The sequence below is a fragment of the Variovorax sp. RKNM96 genome (genome assembly GCF_017161115.1).
Taxonomy (GTDB): Bacteria; Pseudomonadota; Gammaproteobacteria; order Burkholderiales; family Burkholderiaceae_C; genus Variovorax.
Genome location: NZ_CP046508.1, coordinates 2119380 through 2132982, shown reverse-complemented (window position 1 = coordinate 2132982; position 13603 = coordinate 2119380). Strand labels below are relative to the sequence as shown.

Here is a 13603-nt window from a genome sequence, read left to right as displayed (position 1 = left end):
TGCATCCATCGCATGCTGTACCGGGCCTATCAGAACCAAGCCGACCTCCTTTCGCCCTCGCGGCTCGCGGCGCAGTACTGGGGCAAGGCCCTCTGGAAGGACGGCACCGACCGCACCATGATGCGGCGCCTCGCCGCCCAGTTCGAGGTTTTCTCGCGCATGCGGCTGACCCACTCGCGGCCCGCCTACGGCATCGACTCGGTCATGGTCGACGGCACGCAAGTCGTTGTCCACGAAGAGAAAACCCTGACTGCGCCTTTTGGAACGCTGTTGCACTTCCGCAAGGACATCCAGGCCGTGCACCCGCCCGTGCTGCTGGTTGCACCACTGTCGGGCCATTTCGCGACGCTGCTGCGCGAAACCGTGCGCACCCTGCTGCGCGACCACGACGTGTACCTGACCGACTGGCACAACGCGCGCGACGTGCCACTGTGGCATGGCGGCTTCAGCCTCGACGACTACACGCTGCAACTCATCCAGTTCCTCGAGGCCATCGGCCCCGGCGTGCACATGGTCGCGGTCTGCCAGCCCTGCGTGGCCGCGCTCGCCGCCACCGCGCTGATGGCCGAGGACGACAACCCCGCCACGCCGCGCAGCCTCACGCTGATGGCGGGGCCGGTCGATTGCCGCATCAACCCCACGGGCGTGAACGTGCTGGCCACCAGCAAGCCCATCGAGTGGTTCCGCCGCAACCTCATCAGCCATGTGCCGTGGCCGCATGCGGGTGCGATGCGGCGCGTGTACCCCGGCTTCCTGCAGCTCTCGGCCTTCATGAGCATGAACCCGGAACGCCACAAGAAGCAGTTCCAGGACATGTTCACCCACCTCGTCGAAGGCGACATCGAGAAGGCCAGCACCATCGGCACCTTCTACGACGAGTACCTCGCGGTGAACGACCTGCCGGCCGAGTTCTACCTGGAGACGGTGGAGCGCGTGTTCCAGACCTACGACCTGCCGCGCGGCGTGCTCACCGTGGGCGACCGCACGGTGAACCCCGCGGCCATCCGCCGCACCGCGCTGCTCACGGTGGAAGGCGAGCGCGACGACATCTGCGCAGTCGGCCAGACGGTGGCCGCGCAAGACCTCTGCAGCAACATCCGGCCGTACCTCAAGACGCATCACCTGCAGGCGGGCGTCGGGCACTACGGGGTGTTCAGCGGCAGCAAGTGGAACGCGCAGATCTATCCGCGGGTGCGCGAGACGATTCACGCGGCGGCCGAGCTGCACTGAGCCTGCGGTTGCGCCCCGGCACGCTGCCGCTCAGCCCTTCTGCTCCTTGCCCTTGATTGCCTTCTTGTCTTCGGTCGTCACAAACCCTATGGGTCGCTTGGGCGGATCGGGCGGCATCGTCAGTTCGCGGATCGCCTCGAAGACTTGCCTCAACTGGTTGCGCGTGTTTCGGCTGAACGTGTCGTGGCTCAACTCCAGCCGCTCTGTCTTCTCCTCGATTTCGGCCAACCGCTTGGCCAGGTCCTCATGCAAGCTCGCCGCTTGCCGCAGTCGCACGAACGCGCGCACCACGTAGATGCCCATTTCGACGGCCTGACTGGAGGCCAGTATGTTGGCCAGCGCCACTGCGCCGAACTCCGTGAAAGCGTACGGCAGTGATCTGGAAAACTTCAGCTTCGAAAGGTGGTCACAGTTTGTGACCACCTCGACCTTCTCGGCGGCATCGAGCTGAAACATGAAGTCCGGAGGGAAACGCTCTGCATTGCGCTTGACGGCCTGGTTCAGTGCCTTGGTCGGCACGCCGTAGAGTTCGGCCAGATCGGCGTCGATCATCACCTTGAGCCCGCGCAGCACCTGAATGCGTCCCTCGATACGCGGCAGCAACGCGCCTCCCGCTGTTGTGGTTGTAGTCATGCGTTCCCTGATCTCCGTCAATGGGTCTTGCTCACTATGTCACAGAGCGACTTTGCGTTGGGCTGCAGCAGAACAGCCGTGACGCCGGAAATGTCGCTAGCGCCGCGCACGCGTCCCCTTGGTCATCCGGCGCACCGCCACCTCCCCGGCCTGCGGCAACCTGTCGCGCAGGAACGCAATGAGCTCCTGCGCCACCACGTTGCGCATCGGCCCCGGCAGGTAGGCCAGCACCACGCGGCGCTCGATGCGCGGCTTCAGCAGCGGCACCACTACCAGCTCGGGATCGCGCAGCGACGTGGTGTAGAGGCGCGGCATCAGCCCCAGCGCCTGGCCGCTGCGCACCAGCGCATAGAGCGTCTCGGAATAGCTCACGCGGTACGGCTCCGCGCCCTGCGCGAATTGCGCGCGTGCCGGGTTGCCCAGGGCCGGCATGCTGCCGCTCTCGAACAGCACGAGGCGCTCCTTGCCGATGGCCTCCCAGGTCGCATCGCCCGCCGCGGCCAGCGGGTGGTCGCGGCGCACCACCAGCACCAGCGGATCGCGGAACAGGTCGATGCAGGTCAGCCCGTTCGGCGGCTCGGTGATGGCGGCCACCGCCATGTCGAGCTGGCCGCTGCGCAGCTCGGCCAGCAGGGTGGTCGAGGGCGCGTCGCGCCAGGCCAGCTCGACCTCGCGCTGGCCGTCCTGCTGGAGGAATTCGCTCACGGCCGCCGCCACGCGCGCGCTGGCCGACGGGATCACACCCACGCGCACAAAGGCTCGGCCGCGCTGCACCGTGCTCTCGATGTCGCGCAGCGCCACCTCGAAGGTGTTGACGAGAAAGTCGGTGCGCGCCAGCACCTCGGCGCCCACGGGCGTGAGTTCGAGGCGGTGGGTGGAGCGGGTGAGCAGCTCGGCGCCGAGCAGCTTTTCCATCTGCTTGATGGCGTTGCTCAGCGCGGGCTGCGTGATGGCCAGGCGCCGCGCGGCGCGGCCGAACTGCCCCTCCTCCACCAGCACCGAGAAGAACTGCAGCTGGCGCAGCGTGAGCGCACGCAGGGGCAAGGCGGCCATGGCATCTCCAGTCACCGGCGGTTATTGATCTGGTGAATCAAATTATAGAAATTCAAAATTTTCCTTATGGGCCTAGGCTCCCTAGACTGGTCAGCATGACCAGCACCTCCCCGTCTTCCTTCACGCTGGAATCGTTCCTCCGCGCGATCCCCAAGGTCGAATTGCACTGCCACCTGTTCGGCACCGTGCGCCACGAGACCTTCAAGCAGCTCAACCTGCGCGCCGGTGCGCCGCTGGCGGCCGACGAGATCGAGGGCTTCTATACGCGCGGCGAGAAACCCGTGGGCGTGCTGCGCGTACTGCGCGCGCTCGACGCGCAACTGGTGCGCGGCCCCGGTGACCTGTACCAGCTCACACTCGAATACCTGCAGGATGCGGCCTCGCACAACGTGCGCTACGCCGAGTTCTTCTGGAACCCGACCGGCACGGTGCATGGCTCGGGCATTCCCTACGCGATGGCGCAGGCCGCGATCGTCCGCGCGATACAGGACGCGCAGCAGGAGTTCGGCATCACCGGCCGGCTCATCGCCGCCATCGACCGCGAGGCCAGCCCCGAGGCGGCGGTAGAGATGGTCGAGTGGGTCAAGGCACATCGCTGCGACGAGGTGATCGGCATCGGCATCGACTACCGCGAGGTCGACCGCCCGCCGGAACTGTTCACGCAGGCCTATGCCGCGGCGAAGAAGGCGGGTCTCAAGACCACCGCACATGCCGGCGAGTTCGGCATGCCCTGGACCAACGTGCGCACCGCGCTCGACGTGCTGCAGGTGGACCGCATCGACCACGGCTACACGGTGGTCGACCAGCCCGACTATGCGCGCGAATGCGCCGAGCGCGGCGTGCTCTTCACCGTGGTGCCGACCAACTCGTACTACCTGCGCACGCTGCCGCCCGAGCGCTGGGCGCTGGACCATCCGATCCGCCGCATGCCGGCCCTGGGCCTGAGCATCCATCCCAACACCGACGACCCGACGCTGCACAAGGTCACGCCCACCGGGGCCTGGCTGATGATGGTGCGCGACTTCGGCTTCGGCCTGGACGACCTGCGCGGCTTCATGCACAACGGCCTGGACGGCGCATGGATCGACGACACACAGCGCCGCGAATGGCGCACGCAGTGGAGCGAGGCGTTCGACACGCTGCGCGCCCGCCTCGACACCGAACCCACGCCTTCTATCCCCGGATGAACCACGCCATGAACACGCCCCGACGCCTTCTCCTCGCTGCCGCACTTTGCGCCGCATTGCCCACCGCCGCGCTCGCACAGGCGTGGCCCACCGCCAAGCCCATCACGCTGATCGTTCCGTACACGGCCGGCGGCAGCGTGGACGTCAACGCGCGCCTCGTCGCCCAGCGGCTCGGGGAGCGGCTCAAGCAATCGGTCGTGATCGACAACGTGAGCGGCGCGGGCGGCGCCATCGGCGTGGCCAAGGCCGTGAACGCTGCACCCGACGGCTACACGCTGGTGGTCGGGCCGGACAGCGCGATCGCCATCGGCAAGCTGGTGAACCCGACGGCCTTCCGCTTCGATCCGCTGAAGGACCTGGCGCCGGTGGGCCTCCTCAACACGGCGCCGATGGTGCTGGTCGCGCGGCCCGGCCTGGAGGCGCAGACCTTCGCCGATTTCGTGAAGCTCGCCAAGGCCAAGCCGGGCCAGTACAACTACGCCACCTCGGGCGTGGGCACCGTGCTGCAGCTGGCGATGGAACTGCTCAAGGAACGCAGCGGCATCTTCGTCACGCACGTGCCCTACCGCGGCGGCGCGCAGATCGCCACCGACGTGATCGGCAACCAGGTCGACCTCGCGATGCTGGTGAGCACCAGCGCCATCCCGCATGTGAACGGCAAGCGCCTGAAGGCGCTGGGCATCACCAGCAACAAGCGCCTGGCCGCACTGCCCGGCGTGCCCACCTTCGACGAAATGCCGGGCCTGAAGGGTTTCGACATGGTGAGCTGGACCGGCATCTTCGCGCCTGCGAAAACGCCGCCGGCCGTGGTTGCGCAGATCAACCAGGAACTCAATGCGGTGCTGCAGGAGGAAGGGGTGCGCTCCAAGCTGATGGAGCAAGGGGCGCTGCCGGGGAGCGGCACGCCGGAATCGTTCGGCAAATTCGTGCAGGCCGAATACGCGCGCAATCAAAAAATCGTGCAGACCGCCAACATCAAGGAATGATGGCGGCGGCCGGGCCGGCAGGTCAGCCGGTCTTGCTCTCGTCTTCGGCCGGCCAGTCGCGGATGTAGGCCTTGAGCATCTTGTTCTCGAAGTTCTGGCTGTCCACCACGGCCTTGGCCACGTCGTAGAAGCTGATCACGCCCATCAGCATGCGCTTGTCCATCACGGGCATGTAGCGCGCGTGGCGCTCCAGCATGATGCGGCGGATCTCGTCGAGGTCGGTTTCGAGGGTGCAGGTGACGGGGGCGTCGTCCATGGCCTTGCGCACCAGCGTGGTCCCGACCTGGCCGCCGTTGCCCACGATGGCCACGATCACTTCGCGGAAGGTGAGCATGCCCACCAGGTCGCCGTGTTCCATGACCACCAGGGAGCCGATGTCCTTTTCCGCCATGGTGGTGGCGGCTTCTGCCAGCAGGTCGTCTGGCGTGATGGTGAAGAGCGTGTTGCCCTTGACGCGAAGGATGTCGCTGACTTTCATCGTGTGCTCCTCTCGGACTCTCGAACTCTCGTGCTGGGCGGTGTGCCGATTTGAATATAGCCCACAATCGACGCCGACCTGAACGCCCCTGTCGCCCACGCATGCTTTGCAGACGTAACGGGGCATTGCGAAGAGACAACAGAAAGGCCCTCATGCCCGGTTATTCCGACCCCGGTTTCGACACCCTCGCGCTGCACGCCGGCGCCTCGCCCGACCCCGCCACCGGCGCGCGGGCGGTGCCGATCCACCTGACCACCTCCTTCGTCTTCGAATCCAGCGACCATGCGGCCGCGCTCTTCAACCTGGAGCGCGCGGGGCATGTGTATTCGCGCATCAGCAACCCGACCAACGCGGTGCTGGAGCAGCGGGTGTCGGCGCTCGAAGGCGGCATCGGTGCCATCGCCACCGCCAGCGGCCAGGCCGCGCTGCACCTGTCGATCGCCACGCTGATGGGCGCGGGCTCGCACATCGTGGCGAGCACCGCCCTCTATGGCGGTTCGCAGAACCTGCTGCACTACACGATGCGCCGCTTCGGCATCGAAACCACCTTCGTGAAGCCCGGCGACCTGGACGGCTGGCGCGCCGCGGTGCGGCCCGAGACCAAGCTCTTCTTCGGCGAGACCGTGGGCAATCCGGGCCTGGATGTGCTCGACATCCCCGCCGTGAGCGACATCGCGCACGAAGCCGGTGTGCCGCTGCTGGTCGACTCCACGCTCACCTCGCCCTACCTGATCAAGCCCTTCGACTGGGGCGCCGACCTGGTCTATCACTCGGCGACCAAGTTCCTCTCGGGCCACGGCACCGTCATCGGCGGCGTGGTGGTCGACGGCGGCAGCTTCGACTGGGAGAAGTCGGGCAAGTTCGCCGAACTCACGCAGGCCTACGACGGCTTCCACAACATGGTCTTCAGCGAGGAAAGCACCGTTGGCGCCTTCCTCTTGCGCGCGCGGCGCGAAGGCCTGCGCGACTTCGGCGCCTCGATGAGCCCGCACACGGCATGGCTGATCCTGCAGGGCATCGAGACGCTGCCGCTGCGCATGGAGCGCCACATCGACAACACGCAGAAGGTGGTCGAGTTCCTCGCGAGCCATCCGTTCGTCTCGCGCGTGGGGCATCCGCTGATCGAATCGCATCCGAGCCATGCGCTCGCGCAGAAGCTGCTGCGCCACGGCGCGCGCGGCGCGGGGGCGGTGTTCAGCTTCGACATCAAGGGCAGCCGCACGCAGGGCAAGGCCTTCATCGAGGCGCTCAAGCTCTTCAGCCACCTGGCTAATGTGGGCGACTGCCGCAGCCTGGTGATCCACCCGGCCAGCACCACGCACTTCCGCATGACCGACGAAGCATTGGCGGGCGCGGGCATCTCGCAGGGGACGATCCGCCTGTCGATCGGCCTGGAAGACCCGGCCGACCTGATCGATGATCTCAAGCGTGCGCTGAAGGCCGCGGAAAAGGCGGGGGCCTGATATGCACTACACCGTCAACGGCCACGCCACCTACTGCTACACCGGCGGCAAGCCCTTCGATGCGGCAAAGCCCACGGTCGTGTTCATCCACGGCGTGCTCAACGACCACAGCGTGTGGATCCTGCAGAGCCGCTGGTTCGCCAACCACGGATGGAACGTGCTCGCGCTCGACCTGCCCGGCCACTGCAAGAGCGAAGGCCCGCCGCCCGCGAGCGTGGAAGAGGCGGCGCAGTTCGTGATCGCGCTGCTCGACGCGGCAGGTGTGCAAAAGGCCGCGCTGGTCGGCCACAGCTTCGGCTCGCTGATCGCGCTCGAAGCGGCCTCGCGCGCACCCGGTCGCGTGACGCATCTGGCGCTGGTCGGCACGGCGTACCCGATGGTGGTGTCGCCTGCCCTGCTGGACGGCGCGCTCAACGATCCGCAGCGCGCCATCGCGATGGTCAACACCTTCTCGCATTCGCTGCTCGCGCCGCCGCCCTCGTCGCTCGGCCCCGGCACCTGGCTCTACGGCAGCTCGCGCGCGCTGATGCGCCGCGTGCTCGCGAGCAACCGCACGCACAACGTGTTCCACATCGGCTTCAAGGCCTGCAACGACTATGCGAATGGCGAGGCGGCGATGGAAGCGGTCCAGTGCCCGGTGCTGTTCCTGCTCGGCGATGCAGACCAGATGACGCCGGCGCGCGCCACCAAGGCGCTGGTCGGCAAGGCGCGGAGCGCGAAGGTGGTGACGGTGCGTGCCGGCCACGCGCTGATGAGCGAGGCGCCGGACGAGACGCTGTTCGCGCTGCGCGACTTCGTCGGCACGCCAGCCGCCTGATCTCGCAGGCTATTCGGCCGCGACGATGCCCGCGCGGTGCGCCAGCGCACGGTAGCGCGGGATTTCCTTCTCGATCTGCGCCATGAAGGCGGCCGCGCCGACCATCGTCGGCTCGATGCCTTGTGCGCGCAGCTGCGCCTGCAATGCGGGGCTGGCCACCGTCTCCACGATGGCGCGCGTCAGCGCGGCGAGCACGGGCGCGGGCGTGCGCGGCGGCGCGGCAAAGCCATACCAGGCGTCGAAGCTGGCGTCGGGCAGCCCCTGCTCGGCCAGCGTGCGTACGCCGGGCAGGAGGCCCGAGCGCGCGGCGCCCACGATGCCCAGCGCACGCAGCCTGCCGGAGCGCACATAGGGTGCGACCGAGGCCACGGTGTCGATGCCCAGGTCGACTTCGCCGCCGATGACCGCCACCAGCGCCTGGCTGCTGCCCCGGTATTCGATGTCCTGCAGCCGGATGCCCGCGGCCAGCGCGAACAGTTCCCCCGTGAGGTGCGAGCCCGACGCATTGCCGAACGTGGCATAGCGGATGCGCCCGGGACGCGCCTTGGCCGCATCGATCAGCTCGGGCAACGAACGCCACGGCGTGCCGCTGCCCGCAACCAGCACCAGCGGCACCCGCGCGACGATGGCGATGGGCGTCAGGTCGCGCGATGGGCGGTAGGCGCGTTCGGCGCGCAACGCCGGATTCACGCTGTAGCTCGTGGAGCCCGCCAGCAGCAGCGTGTAGCCGTCGGGCCGGGCGCGGGCCACGATCTCGGTGCCGATGAGCGTGGAGGCGCCAGGCCTGTTGTCGATCACGACGGGCTGGCCCAGTTGCTGCGACAGGGTCTGGCCGATCATCCGCGCCACGATGTCGGTGCCGCCGCCGACTGCAAAGGGGATGACGAGACGGATCGGCCTCTGCGGCCAGGCGCCCTGTGCTGTCGCGGCTCGATGCACCGCCAGCGCCGCGCCCGAAGCCCCGCAAAGAAGCAGGCGGCGCGAGATGCCGGGAACGGTCTGCTTCATCGCGCGGGCAGGCAAGAAAAAACGCAGGGCTGCTGCCGCGTGTCGCGAGGGCCGGTCAACGCAGGGCGTTGATGTCCGCCGGCTCGAGCAGCACCTTCGGCGCGCCGCCGCGGGCCACGGCCAGCATGGCCAGGCCGATCTGCTCGGAGGTCGTCATCTTGTCGGGCCAGAGCCGGTAGGCGAGGCTGAGCAGCGGCGAGATCACCATGTAGACACTGTGGTACAGCGGTGTCTTGGAACGCACGCCATGCAGCGGCTGGATGATGCCGGGGCGGAACATGTAGGCCGCCTTGAACGGCAGGCGCAGCAAGGCGTTTTCGGTCGCGCCCTTCACCCTTGCCCACATGCTGCTGCCGCGCTCGGTGCTGTCGGTGCCGGAGCCCGTCACGTAGGTGAAGGTCATGCCCGGGTTGAGCCGCGCGAGCACGGTGGCCGCGGCCATCGTGAGGTCGTAGGTGATGCGGCGGTAATCGTCTTCCTTCATGCCGACCGACGACACGCCAAGGCAGAAGAAGCAGGCGTCGAAGCCCTGCAGCTGCGGCTCGACGGCGGAATAGTCGTACATGTCCTTCACGACCAGATCCTGCAGCTTGGGGTGCTGCTGCCCCGTCGCATTGCGCCCGACCGCGACGACGCGTTCCACGTCGGAGGCCAGAAGGCATTCGCGCAGCACGCCCTGCCCCACCATGCCGGTGGCGCCGAAGATCAGGATGTTCATGGGAGGAAGGGTCCGGTTAAACCGAGAACGTCGCCGGCTTCTTGTCCAGCACGGCGAGGAGCAGATCGACATCCAGGCTCGAAGGCTGCGGCGACTGCAGGGCGCCGAGCATGCGCGACAGCGTTTCGGCGTGCGGCAGCAGCGGGCCCAGGAAGCGCGTGCCGTCGGCACCGGCGACCAGCAGCGTGGGGAAGGTCTCGACGTCGAAGCCGTCGGCGATGTCGGCGTGGTCTTCGATGTCGACCCAGCCGAAGCGCAACTGCGGATGCGCGCGCGCCACCTGCTCGAACAGCGGCCGGTAGTCGCGGCAGGTGCCGCACCATTCGGCGCACAGGCACACGACCCACAGCGCGTCGCTGGCCGGATCGGCGGAATCGGTGGCGGTGGGCAGAGCGCTCAAGGCTGATGCGTCAGTGGTGTGAAGGGAGACCGGGGTGGTGCGGCCGCAAGGTCGTGGCTATTATGGACAAAGCCCACACAAGGCGCTCCGGCGCCAGGAGACAAGCCCATGAACACCACGACTGCCCCGGAATCTGCCGTCGATCCGCGCCGTTTCAAGAGCTTCGCGGAGTTCTACCCGTTCTACCTGACCGAGCACGCCAACCGCACCTGCCGCCGCCTGCACTTCGCGGGCTCCACGCTGTCGCTGCTGTGCCTCGTGGCGCTGGTGGTCACGCTCAACCCGCTCTGGCTGCTGGCGGGGGTACTGGTGGGCTATGCCTTCGCCTGGGTCGGGCACTTCGGCTTCGAGAAGAACAAGCCGGCCTCGTTCAAGCGGCCGCTCTATTCCTTCATGGGCGACTGGGCGATGTACCGCGACATCTGGCTGGGCAAGGTCAAGATCTGACCTGCTTCCAGACTTCTAGATGAGGAGCACGTCGCCCAGGCGAAGCGACCGCAGCGGCCCCTTCTGCCAGAGGTCTTCGAGCGGCTCGGCCTGCGGCATCAGCAACTCCTTGAGCAGCGGTTCGATGGGCGTCGACGGGTCGGCCAGCAGCACGTAGCGCGGGTCCTGGTCGGCGGGCTCCTCGGCCAGGGGGGCGATCCAGTCGAGCGCCACCAGGGTTTCGAGCACCGGCGTGAGTTGCAGCGTATCGACGCGCATGCGCGTCACCAGCTCGGTCGCCCCCATGCCCTTGGCCGGCGTGGCCTGCGCGCGCGCCAGGTGCTGCAGCGCCTCCATCGCCAGTTGCAGCGGCCAGCCCGCCGTGCCGCCGCGTCGCGCCACGCCCGTGAGCAGGCTCGGCAGGTAGGCCGCGATGACCGCCCCTAAAAGCACGATCACCCACGCCACATAGATCCACACCAACAGGATCGGGAAGGTGGCGAAGGCGCCGTACAGCACCGAATAGGTCGGCACCAGGCTCAGGTAGTAGCCCAGCACGCGCTTGGCGATCTCGATGGCCGCCGCCACGAAGATGCCGCCGGCCCAGGCATGCGACCAGCGCACGTTGGTATTCGGCACGTAGTGGTAGAGCGCGGCCATGCCGGCGGCGAGCAGCAGGAATTCGAGGCTGTCGAAGGCCAGCTTGACCATCGCGCCGCCCACCACGTCGCGCGAGGCCGCGAACACGTACGAGGTGGTCGACAGGCTCACGGCCAGGATCAGCGGGCCGAGCGTGATGGTGGCCCAGTAGATCAGCACCCGCTGCGCCAGCGGCCGGGGCCGGGGCACGCGCCAGATGTTGTTGAGCGTCTTGTCGATCGTGAGGATCAGCGCGATGGCGGTGATCAGCAGCACGATCAGGCCCGCGATCCCGAGGCCGCTGGCCTTGCTCGCGAACTGGTTCAGGTAGCCGAGCACCTGGCGCGCGATGTTGTCGGGGATCAGGCTCTCGATGAGCCAGCGCTGCAGACGGCCCTGCATCTTGGCGAACATGGGGAACACGGTGAAGAGGGCAAGCGCCACCGTGAAGAACGGGACCATCGCGATGGTGGTCGTGAAGGTCAGGCTGCTGGCCGTGAGGCCCAGGCGATCTTCGCGGAAACGCTCGCCCAATACCGCCGCGGTGTTGCGCCACGGAAAACGCGAAAGATCCCTCCAAAGCTGCCTGCGATTCATGGCCGGTATCATAGGATCTGAACTCTCCCCCAGTCTCCGCGCACTTCGTGTCGCTGCGCCAACCCCCTTCCGGGGGCAACACCAGCGGCCCGGCGAAGCCGGTTCCGCGGTGTCCGCCCATGCATCCCAACTCGCCGCTCCCGCCCTCTTCCGTCCGCGCCACCCGATGGCTTGCCGTGGGCAGCCTCGTCGGCCTGATCGTGCTGGGCCTGGCCTGGGAGCTGTGGCTGGCGCCGCTGCGGCCCGGCGGCTCGCTGCTGGCGCTCAAAGTGCTGCCACTCGTGATTCCGCTCGCGGGGCTCTACAAGAACCGCATGTACACCTACCGCTGGGTCAGCCTGATGATCTGGCTCTATTTCACCGAGGGCGTGGTGCGCGCCTGGAGCGACACCAACGGCGTGGGGCAACTGCTCGCGCTGGTCGAGGTGCTGCTGTGCCTGGTGCTCTTCGCGGCCTGCGCGTGGCATGTGCGCCTTCGCCTGCGCCACGCCAAGGCTGCCGCTGCCCGTCAACTGGAGGCTTCCGCCCAATGACTTCTTCTTCCACTGCATTGATCGACCAACTGCGCGTCATCGTCGGCGCCTCGCATGTGCTCAACGAGGGCGACCTCACCGCCTACGAGCAGGACTGGCGCAAGCGCTCGCGCGGCAAGTCGCTCGCGGTGGTGCGCCCGGCGAATGCGCAGCAGGTGGCCGACGTGGTCAAGGCCTGCGCCGCGGCGGGCACGGCCATCGTGCCGCAGGGCGGCAACACGGGCCTGGCGGTCGGCTCGATTCCCGACGACAGCGGCACGCAGGTGGTGCTGAGCCTGCAGCGGCTGAACGCGATCCGCGCCATCGACGCCGCCAACCTCACGATGACCGTCGAGTCCGGCTGCATCCTGCAGACGCTGCAGGAGGCCGCGGAGAAAGAGGGCTACCTGTTCCCCCTGAGCCTTGCGGCCGAGGGCAGTTGCACCATCGGCGGCAACCTCGCGACCAATGCGGGCGGGACGCAGGTCGTGCGCTACGGCAACACGCGCGAGCTGTGCCTGGGCCTGGAGGTGGTCACGCCGCAGGGCGAGATCTGGGAAGGCACGAGTGGCCTGCGCAAGGACAACACGGGCTACGACCTGCGTGACTTGATGATCGGCAGCGAAGGCACGCTGGGCATCATCACCGCCGCGACGATGAAGCTCTACCCGCTGCCCGCCGCGCAGCTCACGGCCTGGGCCGCGGTGCCATCGCTCGACCACGCGGTCACGCTGCTGGGCCTCGCGCACAAGCACCTGGGCTCGGGGCTCACGGGCTTCGAGGTGATGGGCAAATTCGCGCTGAGCCTGGTCGACAAGCACATGCCGCAGCTGCGCGTGCCCTTCATCGCCGACGAAGCCGTGCCCTACTGCGTGCTGCTGGAGAACTCCGACAGCGAATCCGAAGACCATGCGCGCGCACGCTTCGAAGCGCTGCTGGAGACGGCCTTCGAGGACGGCTGCGTCACCGACGCGGTGGTGGCCGAGAACCTCACGCAGGCGCACCAGCTCTGGCACATCCGCGAGAGCATTCCACTCGCACAGGCCGAGGAAGGCCTGAACATCAAGCACGACATCTCGATTCCGGTGTCGCGCATTCCAGCCTTCGTGGCCGAGACCGATGCGCTGCTGCAGCGCGAGATCGCCGGGGTGCGGCTCGTGAATTTCGGGCATCTCGGCGACGGCAACCTGCACTACAACGTGCAGGCGCCGGAGAACATCGACACCAAGGCGTTCTTGAAGAACGAGGAAGACCGCATCAACACGCTGGTGTACGACGCAGTGGAGAAGTTCGGCGGCTCGTTCTCGGCCGAACATGGCGTGGGCTCGCTCAAGGTCGACAAGCTCGAGAAGCACAAGTCGCCGGTGGCGCTGGAGATGATGCGGGCGATCAAGCGCGGGCTCGATCCGAAGAACACGCTCAATCCGGGGCGCGTGATCCGGGTTTAGGTTTTTCT

General features: G+C 67.6%; 15 protein-coding genes. 8 read left to right on the top strand and 7 right to left on the bottom strand.

Annotated elements, in window-relative coordinates:
• Nucleotides 1-12 precede the first annotated feature (12 nt).
• Complete coding sequence (gene phaZ, locus GNX71_RS09705) at nucleotides 13-1230, top strand: polyhydroxyalkanoate depolymerase (RefSeq protein ID WP_206178120.1); 1218 nt, start codon at nucleotides 13-15, stop codon at nucleotides 1228-1230.
• A 30-nt stretch (nucleotides 1231-1260) separates the two neighbouring features.
• Here the strand turns inward: phaZ and GNX71_RS09700 are convergent, their stop codons facing one another.
• Together GNX71_RS09700 and GNX71_RS09695 are read right to left on the bottom strand one after the other, a co-directional pair.
• Entirely contained in the window at nucleotides 1261-1863 is a 603-nt protein-coding gene (locus GNX71_RS09700) for an ORF6N domain-containing protein (protein WP_206178119.1), read from the bottom strand.
• 96 nt (nucleotides 1864-1959) lie between these two features.
• Entirely contained in the window at nucleotides 1960-2916 is a 957-nt protein-coding gene (locus tag GNX71_RS09695) for a LysR family transcriptional regulator (RefSeq protein WP_206178118.1), read from the bottom strand.
• A gap of 95 nt (nucleotides 2917-3011) precedes the next feature.
• On the opposite strand from GNX71_RS09695, the gene GNX71_RS09690 reads away from it, so the two are divergent.
• Complete coding sequence (locus GNX71_RS09690; protein ID WP_206178117.1) at nucleotides 3012-4103, top strand: adenosine deaminase; 1092 nt, start codon at nucleotides 3012-3014, stop codon at nucleotides 4101-4103.
• Between the two features lie 8 nt (nucleotides 4104-4111).
• Nucleotides 4112-5089 (top strand): tripartite tricarboxylate transporter substrate binding protein, encoded by a 978-nt coding sequence (locus tag GNX71_RS09685; RefSeq protein ID WP_206178116.1) that lies wholly within the window; start codon nucleotides 4112-4114, stop codon nucleotides 5087-5089.
• A gap of 22 nt (nucleotides 5090-5111) precedes the next feature.
• On the opposite strand, the gene GNX71_RS09680 is transcribed toward GNX71_RS09685, so the two are convergent.
• The gene (locus GNX71_RS09680) at nucleotides 5112-5567 is read right to left on the bottom strand and encodes a CBS domain-containing protein (RefSeq protein WP_042578619.1); all 456 of its coding nucleotides are present in this window, start codon (nucleotides 5565-5567) and stop codon (nucleotides 5112-5114) included.
• 152 nt (nucleotides 5568-5719) lie between these two features.
• On the opposite strand from GNX71_RS09680, the gene GNX71_RS09675 reads away from it, so the two are divergent.
• Both GNX71_RS09675 and GNX71_RS09670 read left to right on the top strand, forming a co-directional pair.
• Nucleotides 5720-7030, top strand: a complete 1311-nt coding sequence (locus GNX71_RS09675) for an O-acetylhomoserine aminocarboxypropyltransferase (protein WP_206178115.1) — start codon at nucleotides 5720-5722, stop codon at nucleotides 7028-7030.
• Nucleotide 7031: 1 nt separating this feature from the next.
• The gene (locus GNX71_RS09670; RefSeq protein ID WP_206178114.1) at nucleotides 7032-7847 is read left to right on the top strand and encodes an alpha/beta hydrolase; all 816 of its coding nucleotides are present in this window, start codon (nucleotides 7032-7034) and stop codon (nucleotides 7845-7847) included.
• Nucleotides 7848-7856: 9 nt separating this feature from the next.
• Here GNX71_RS09670 and GNX71_RS09665 read toward each other — a convergent pair whose 3' ends face one another.
• Genes GNX71_RS09665 through GNX71_RS09655 form a run of 3 tightly spaced genes read right to left on the bottom strand, consistent with a single transcriptional unit; the run spans nucleotide 7857 to nucleotide 9973 of the window.
• Complete coding sequence (locus GNX71_RS09665) at nucleotides 7857-8855, bottom strand: tripartite tricarboxylate transporter substrate binding protein (RefSeq protein WP_206178113.1); 999 nt, start codon at nucleotides 8853-8855, stop codon at nucleotides 7857-7859.
• Nucleotides 8856-8910: 55 nt separating this feature from the next.
• On the bottom strand, nucleotides 8911-9573 hold the full coding sequence (locus GNX71_RS09660) for an NAD-dependent epimerase/dehydratase family protein (RefSeq protein WP_206178112.1): 663 nt from the start codon (nucleotides 9571-9573) through the stop codon (nucleotides 8911-8913).
• 16 nt (nucleotides 9574-9589) lie between these two features.
• Complete coding sequence (locus GNX71_RS09655; protein ID WP_206178111.1) at nucleotides 9590-9973, bottom strand: thioredoxin family protein; 384 nt, start codon at nucleotides 9971-9973, stop codon at nucleotides 9590-9592.
• Nucleotides 9974-10081: 108 nt separating this feature from the next.
• Between GNX71_RS09655 and GNX71_RS09650 the strand changes: the two genes are divergently transcribed.
• Nucleotides 10082-10420, top strand: coding sequence for an Mpo1-like protein (locus tag GNX71_RS09650; RefSeq protein WP_206178110.1), 339 nt, complete (start codon nucleotides 10082-10084; stop codon nucleotides 10418-10420).
• Nucleotides 10421-10435: 15 nt separating this feature from the next.
• On the opposite strand, the gene GNX71_RS09645 is transcribed toward GNX71_RS09650, so the two are convergent.
• Entirely contained in the window at nucleotides 10436-11647 is a 1212-nt protein-coding gene (locus GNX71_RS09645; RefSeq protein WP_206178109.1) for a YihY family inner membrane protein, read from the bottom strand.
• A 107-nt stretch (nucleotides 11648-11754) separates the two neighbouring features.
• On the opposite strand from GNX71_RS09645, the gene GNX71_RS09640 reads away from it, so the two are divergent.
• Nucleotides 11755-12168, top strand: coding sequence for a DUF2069 domain-containing protein (locus GNX71_RS09640; protein WP_206178108.1), 414 nt, complete (start codon nucleotides 11755-11757; stop codon nucleotides 12166-12168).
• Entirely contained in the window at nucleotides 12165-13595 is a 1431-nt protein-coding gene (locus GNX71_RS09635; protein ID WP_206178107.1) for an FAD-binding oxidoreductase, read from the top strand. Before GNX71_RS09640 ends, GNX71_RS09635 begins: the two co-directional genes overlap by 4 nt.
• Nucleotides 13596-13603 lie beyond the last annotated feature (8 nt).

Coding starts and splice junctions, on each gene's coding strand:
- GNX71_RS09685 (WP_206178116.1), top strand. CDS start 4,112: ATGAACACGCCCCGACGCCTTCTCCTCGCTGCCGCACTTTGCGCCGCA.
- GNX71_RS09675 (WP_206178115.1), top strand. CDS start 5,720: ATGCCCGGTTATTCCGACCCCGGTTTCGACACCCTCGCGCTGCACGCC.
- GNX71_RS09635 (WP_206178107.1), top strand. CDS start 12,165: ATGACTTCTTCTTCCACTGCATTGATCGACCAACTGCGCGTCATCGTC.
- GNX71_RS09650 (WP_206178110.1), top strand. CDS start 10,082: ATGAACACCACGACTGCCCCGGAATCTGCCGTCGATCCGCGCCGTTTC.
- GNX71_RS09690 (WP_206178117.1), top strand. CDS start 3,012: ATGACCAGCACCTCCCCGTCTTCCTTCACGCTGGAATCGTTCCTCCGC.
- GNX71_RS09695 (WP_206178118.1), bottom strand. CDS start 2,916: ATGGCCGCCTTGCCCCTGCGTGCGCTCACGCTGCGCCAGCTGCAGTTC.
- GNX71_RS09645 (WP_206178109.1), bottom strand. CDS start 11,647: ATGATACCGGCCATGAATCGCAGGCAGCTTTGGAGGGATCTTTCGCGT.
- GNX71_RS09680 (WP_042578619.1), bottom strand. CDS start 5,567: ATGAAAGTCAGCGACATCCTTCGCGTCAAGGGCAACACGCTCTTCACC.
- GNX71_RS09670 (WP_206178114.1), top strand. CDS start 7,032: ATGCACTACACCGTCAACGGCCACGCCACCTACTGCTACACCGGCGGC.
- GNX71_RS09640 (WP_206178108.1), top strand. CDS start 11,755: ATGCATCCCAACTCGCCGCTCCCGCCCTCTTCCGTCCGCGCCACCCGA.
- phaZ (WP_206178120.1), top strand. CDS start 13: ATGCTGTACCGGGCCTATCAGAACCAAGCCGACCTCCTTTCGCCCTCG.
- GNX71_RS09660 (WP_206178112.1), bottom strand. CDS start 9,573: ATGAACATCCTGATCTTCGGCGCCACCGGCATGGTGGGGCAGGGCGTG.
- GNX71_RS09665 (WP_206178113.1), bottom strand. CDS start 8,855: ATGAAGCAGACCGTTCCCGGCATCTCGCGCCGCCTGCTTCTTTGCGGG.
- GNX71_RS09700 (WP_206178119.1), bottom strand. CDS start 1,863: ATGACTACAACCACAACAGCGGGAGGCGCGTTGCTGCCGCGTATCGAG.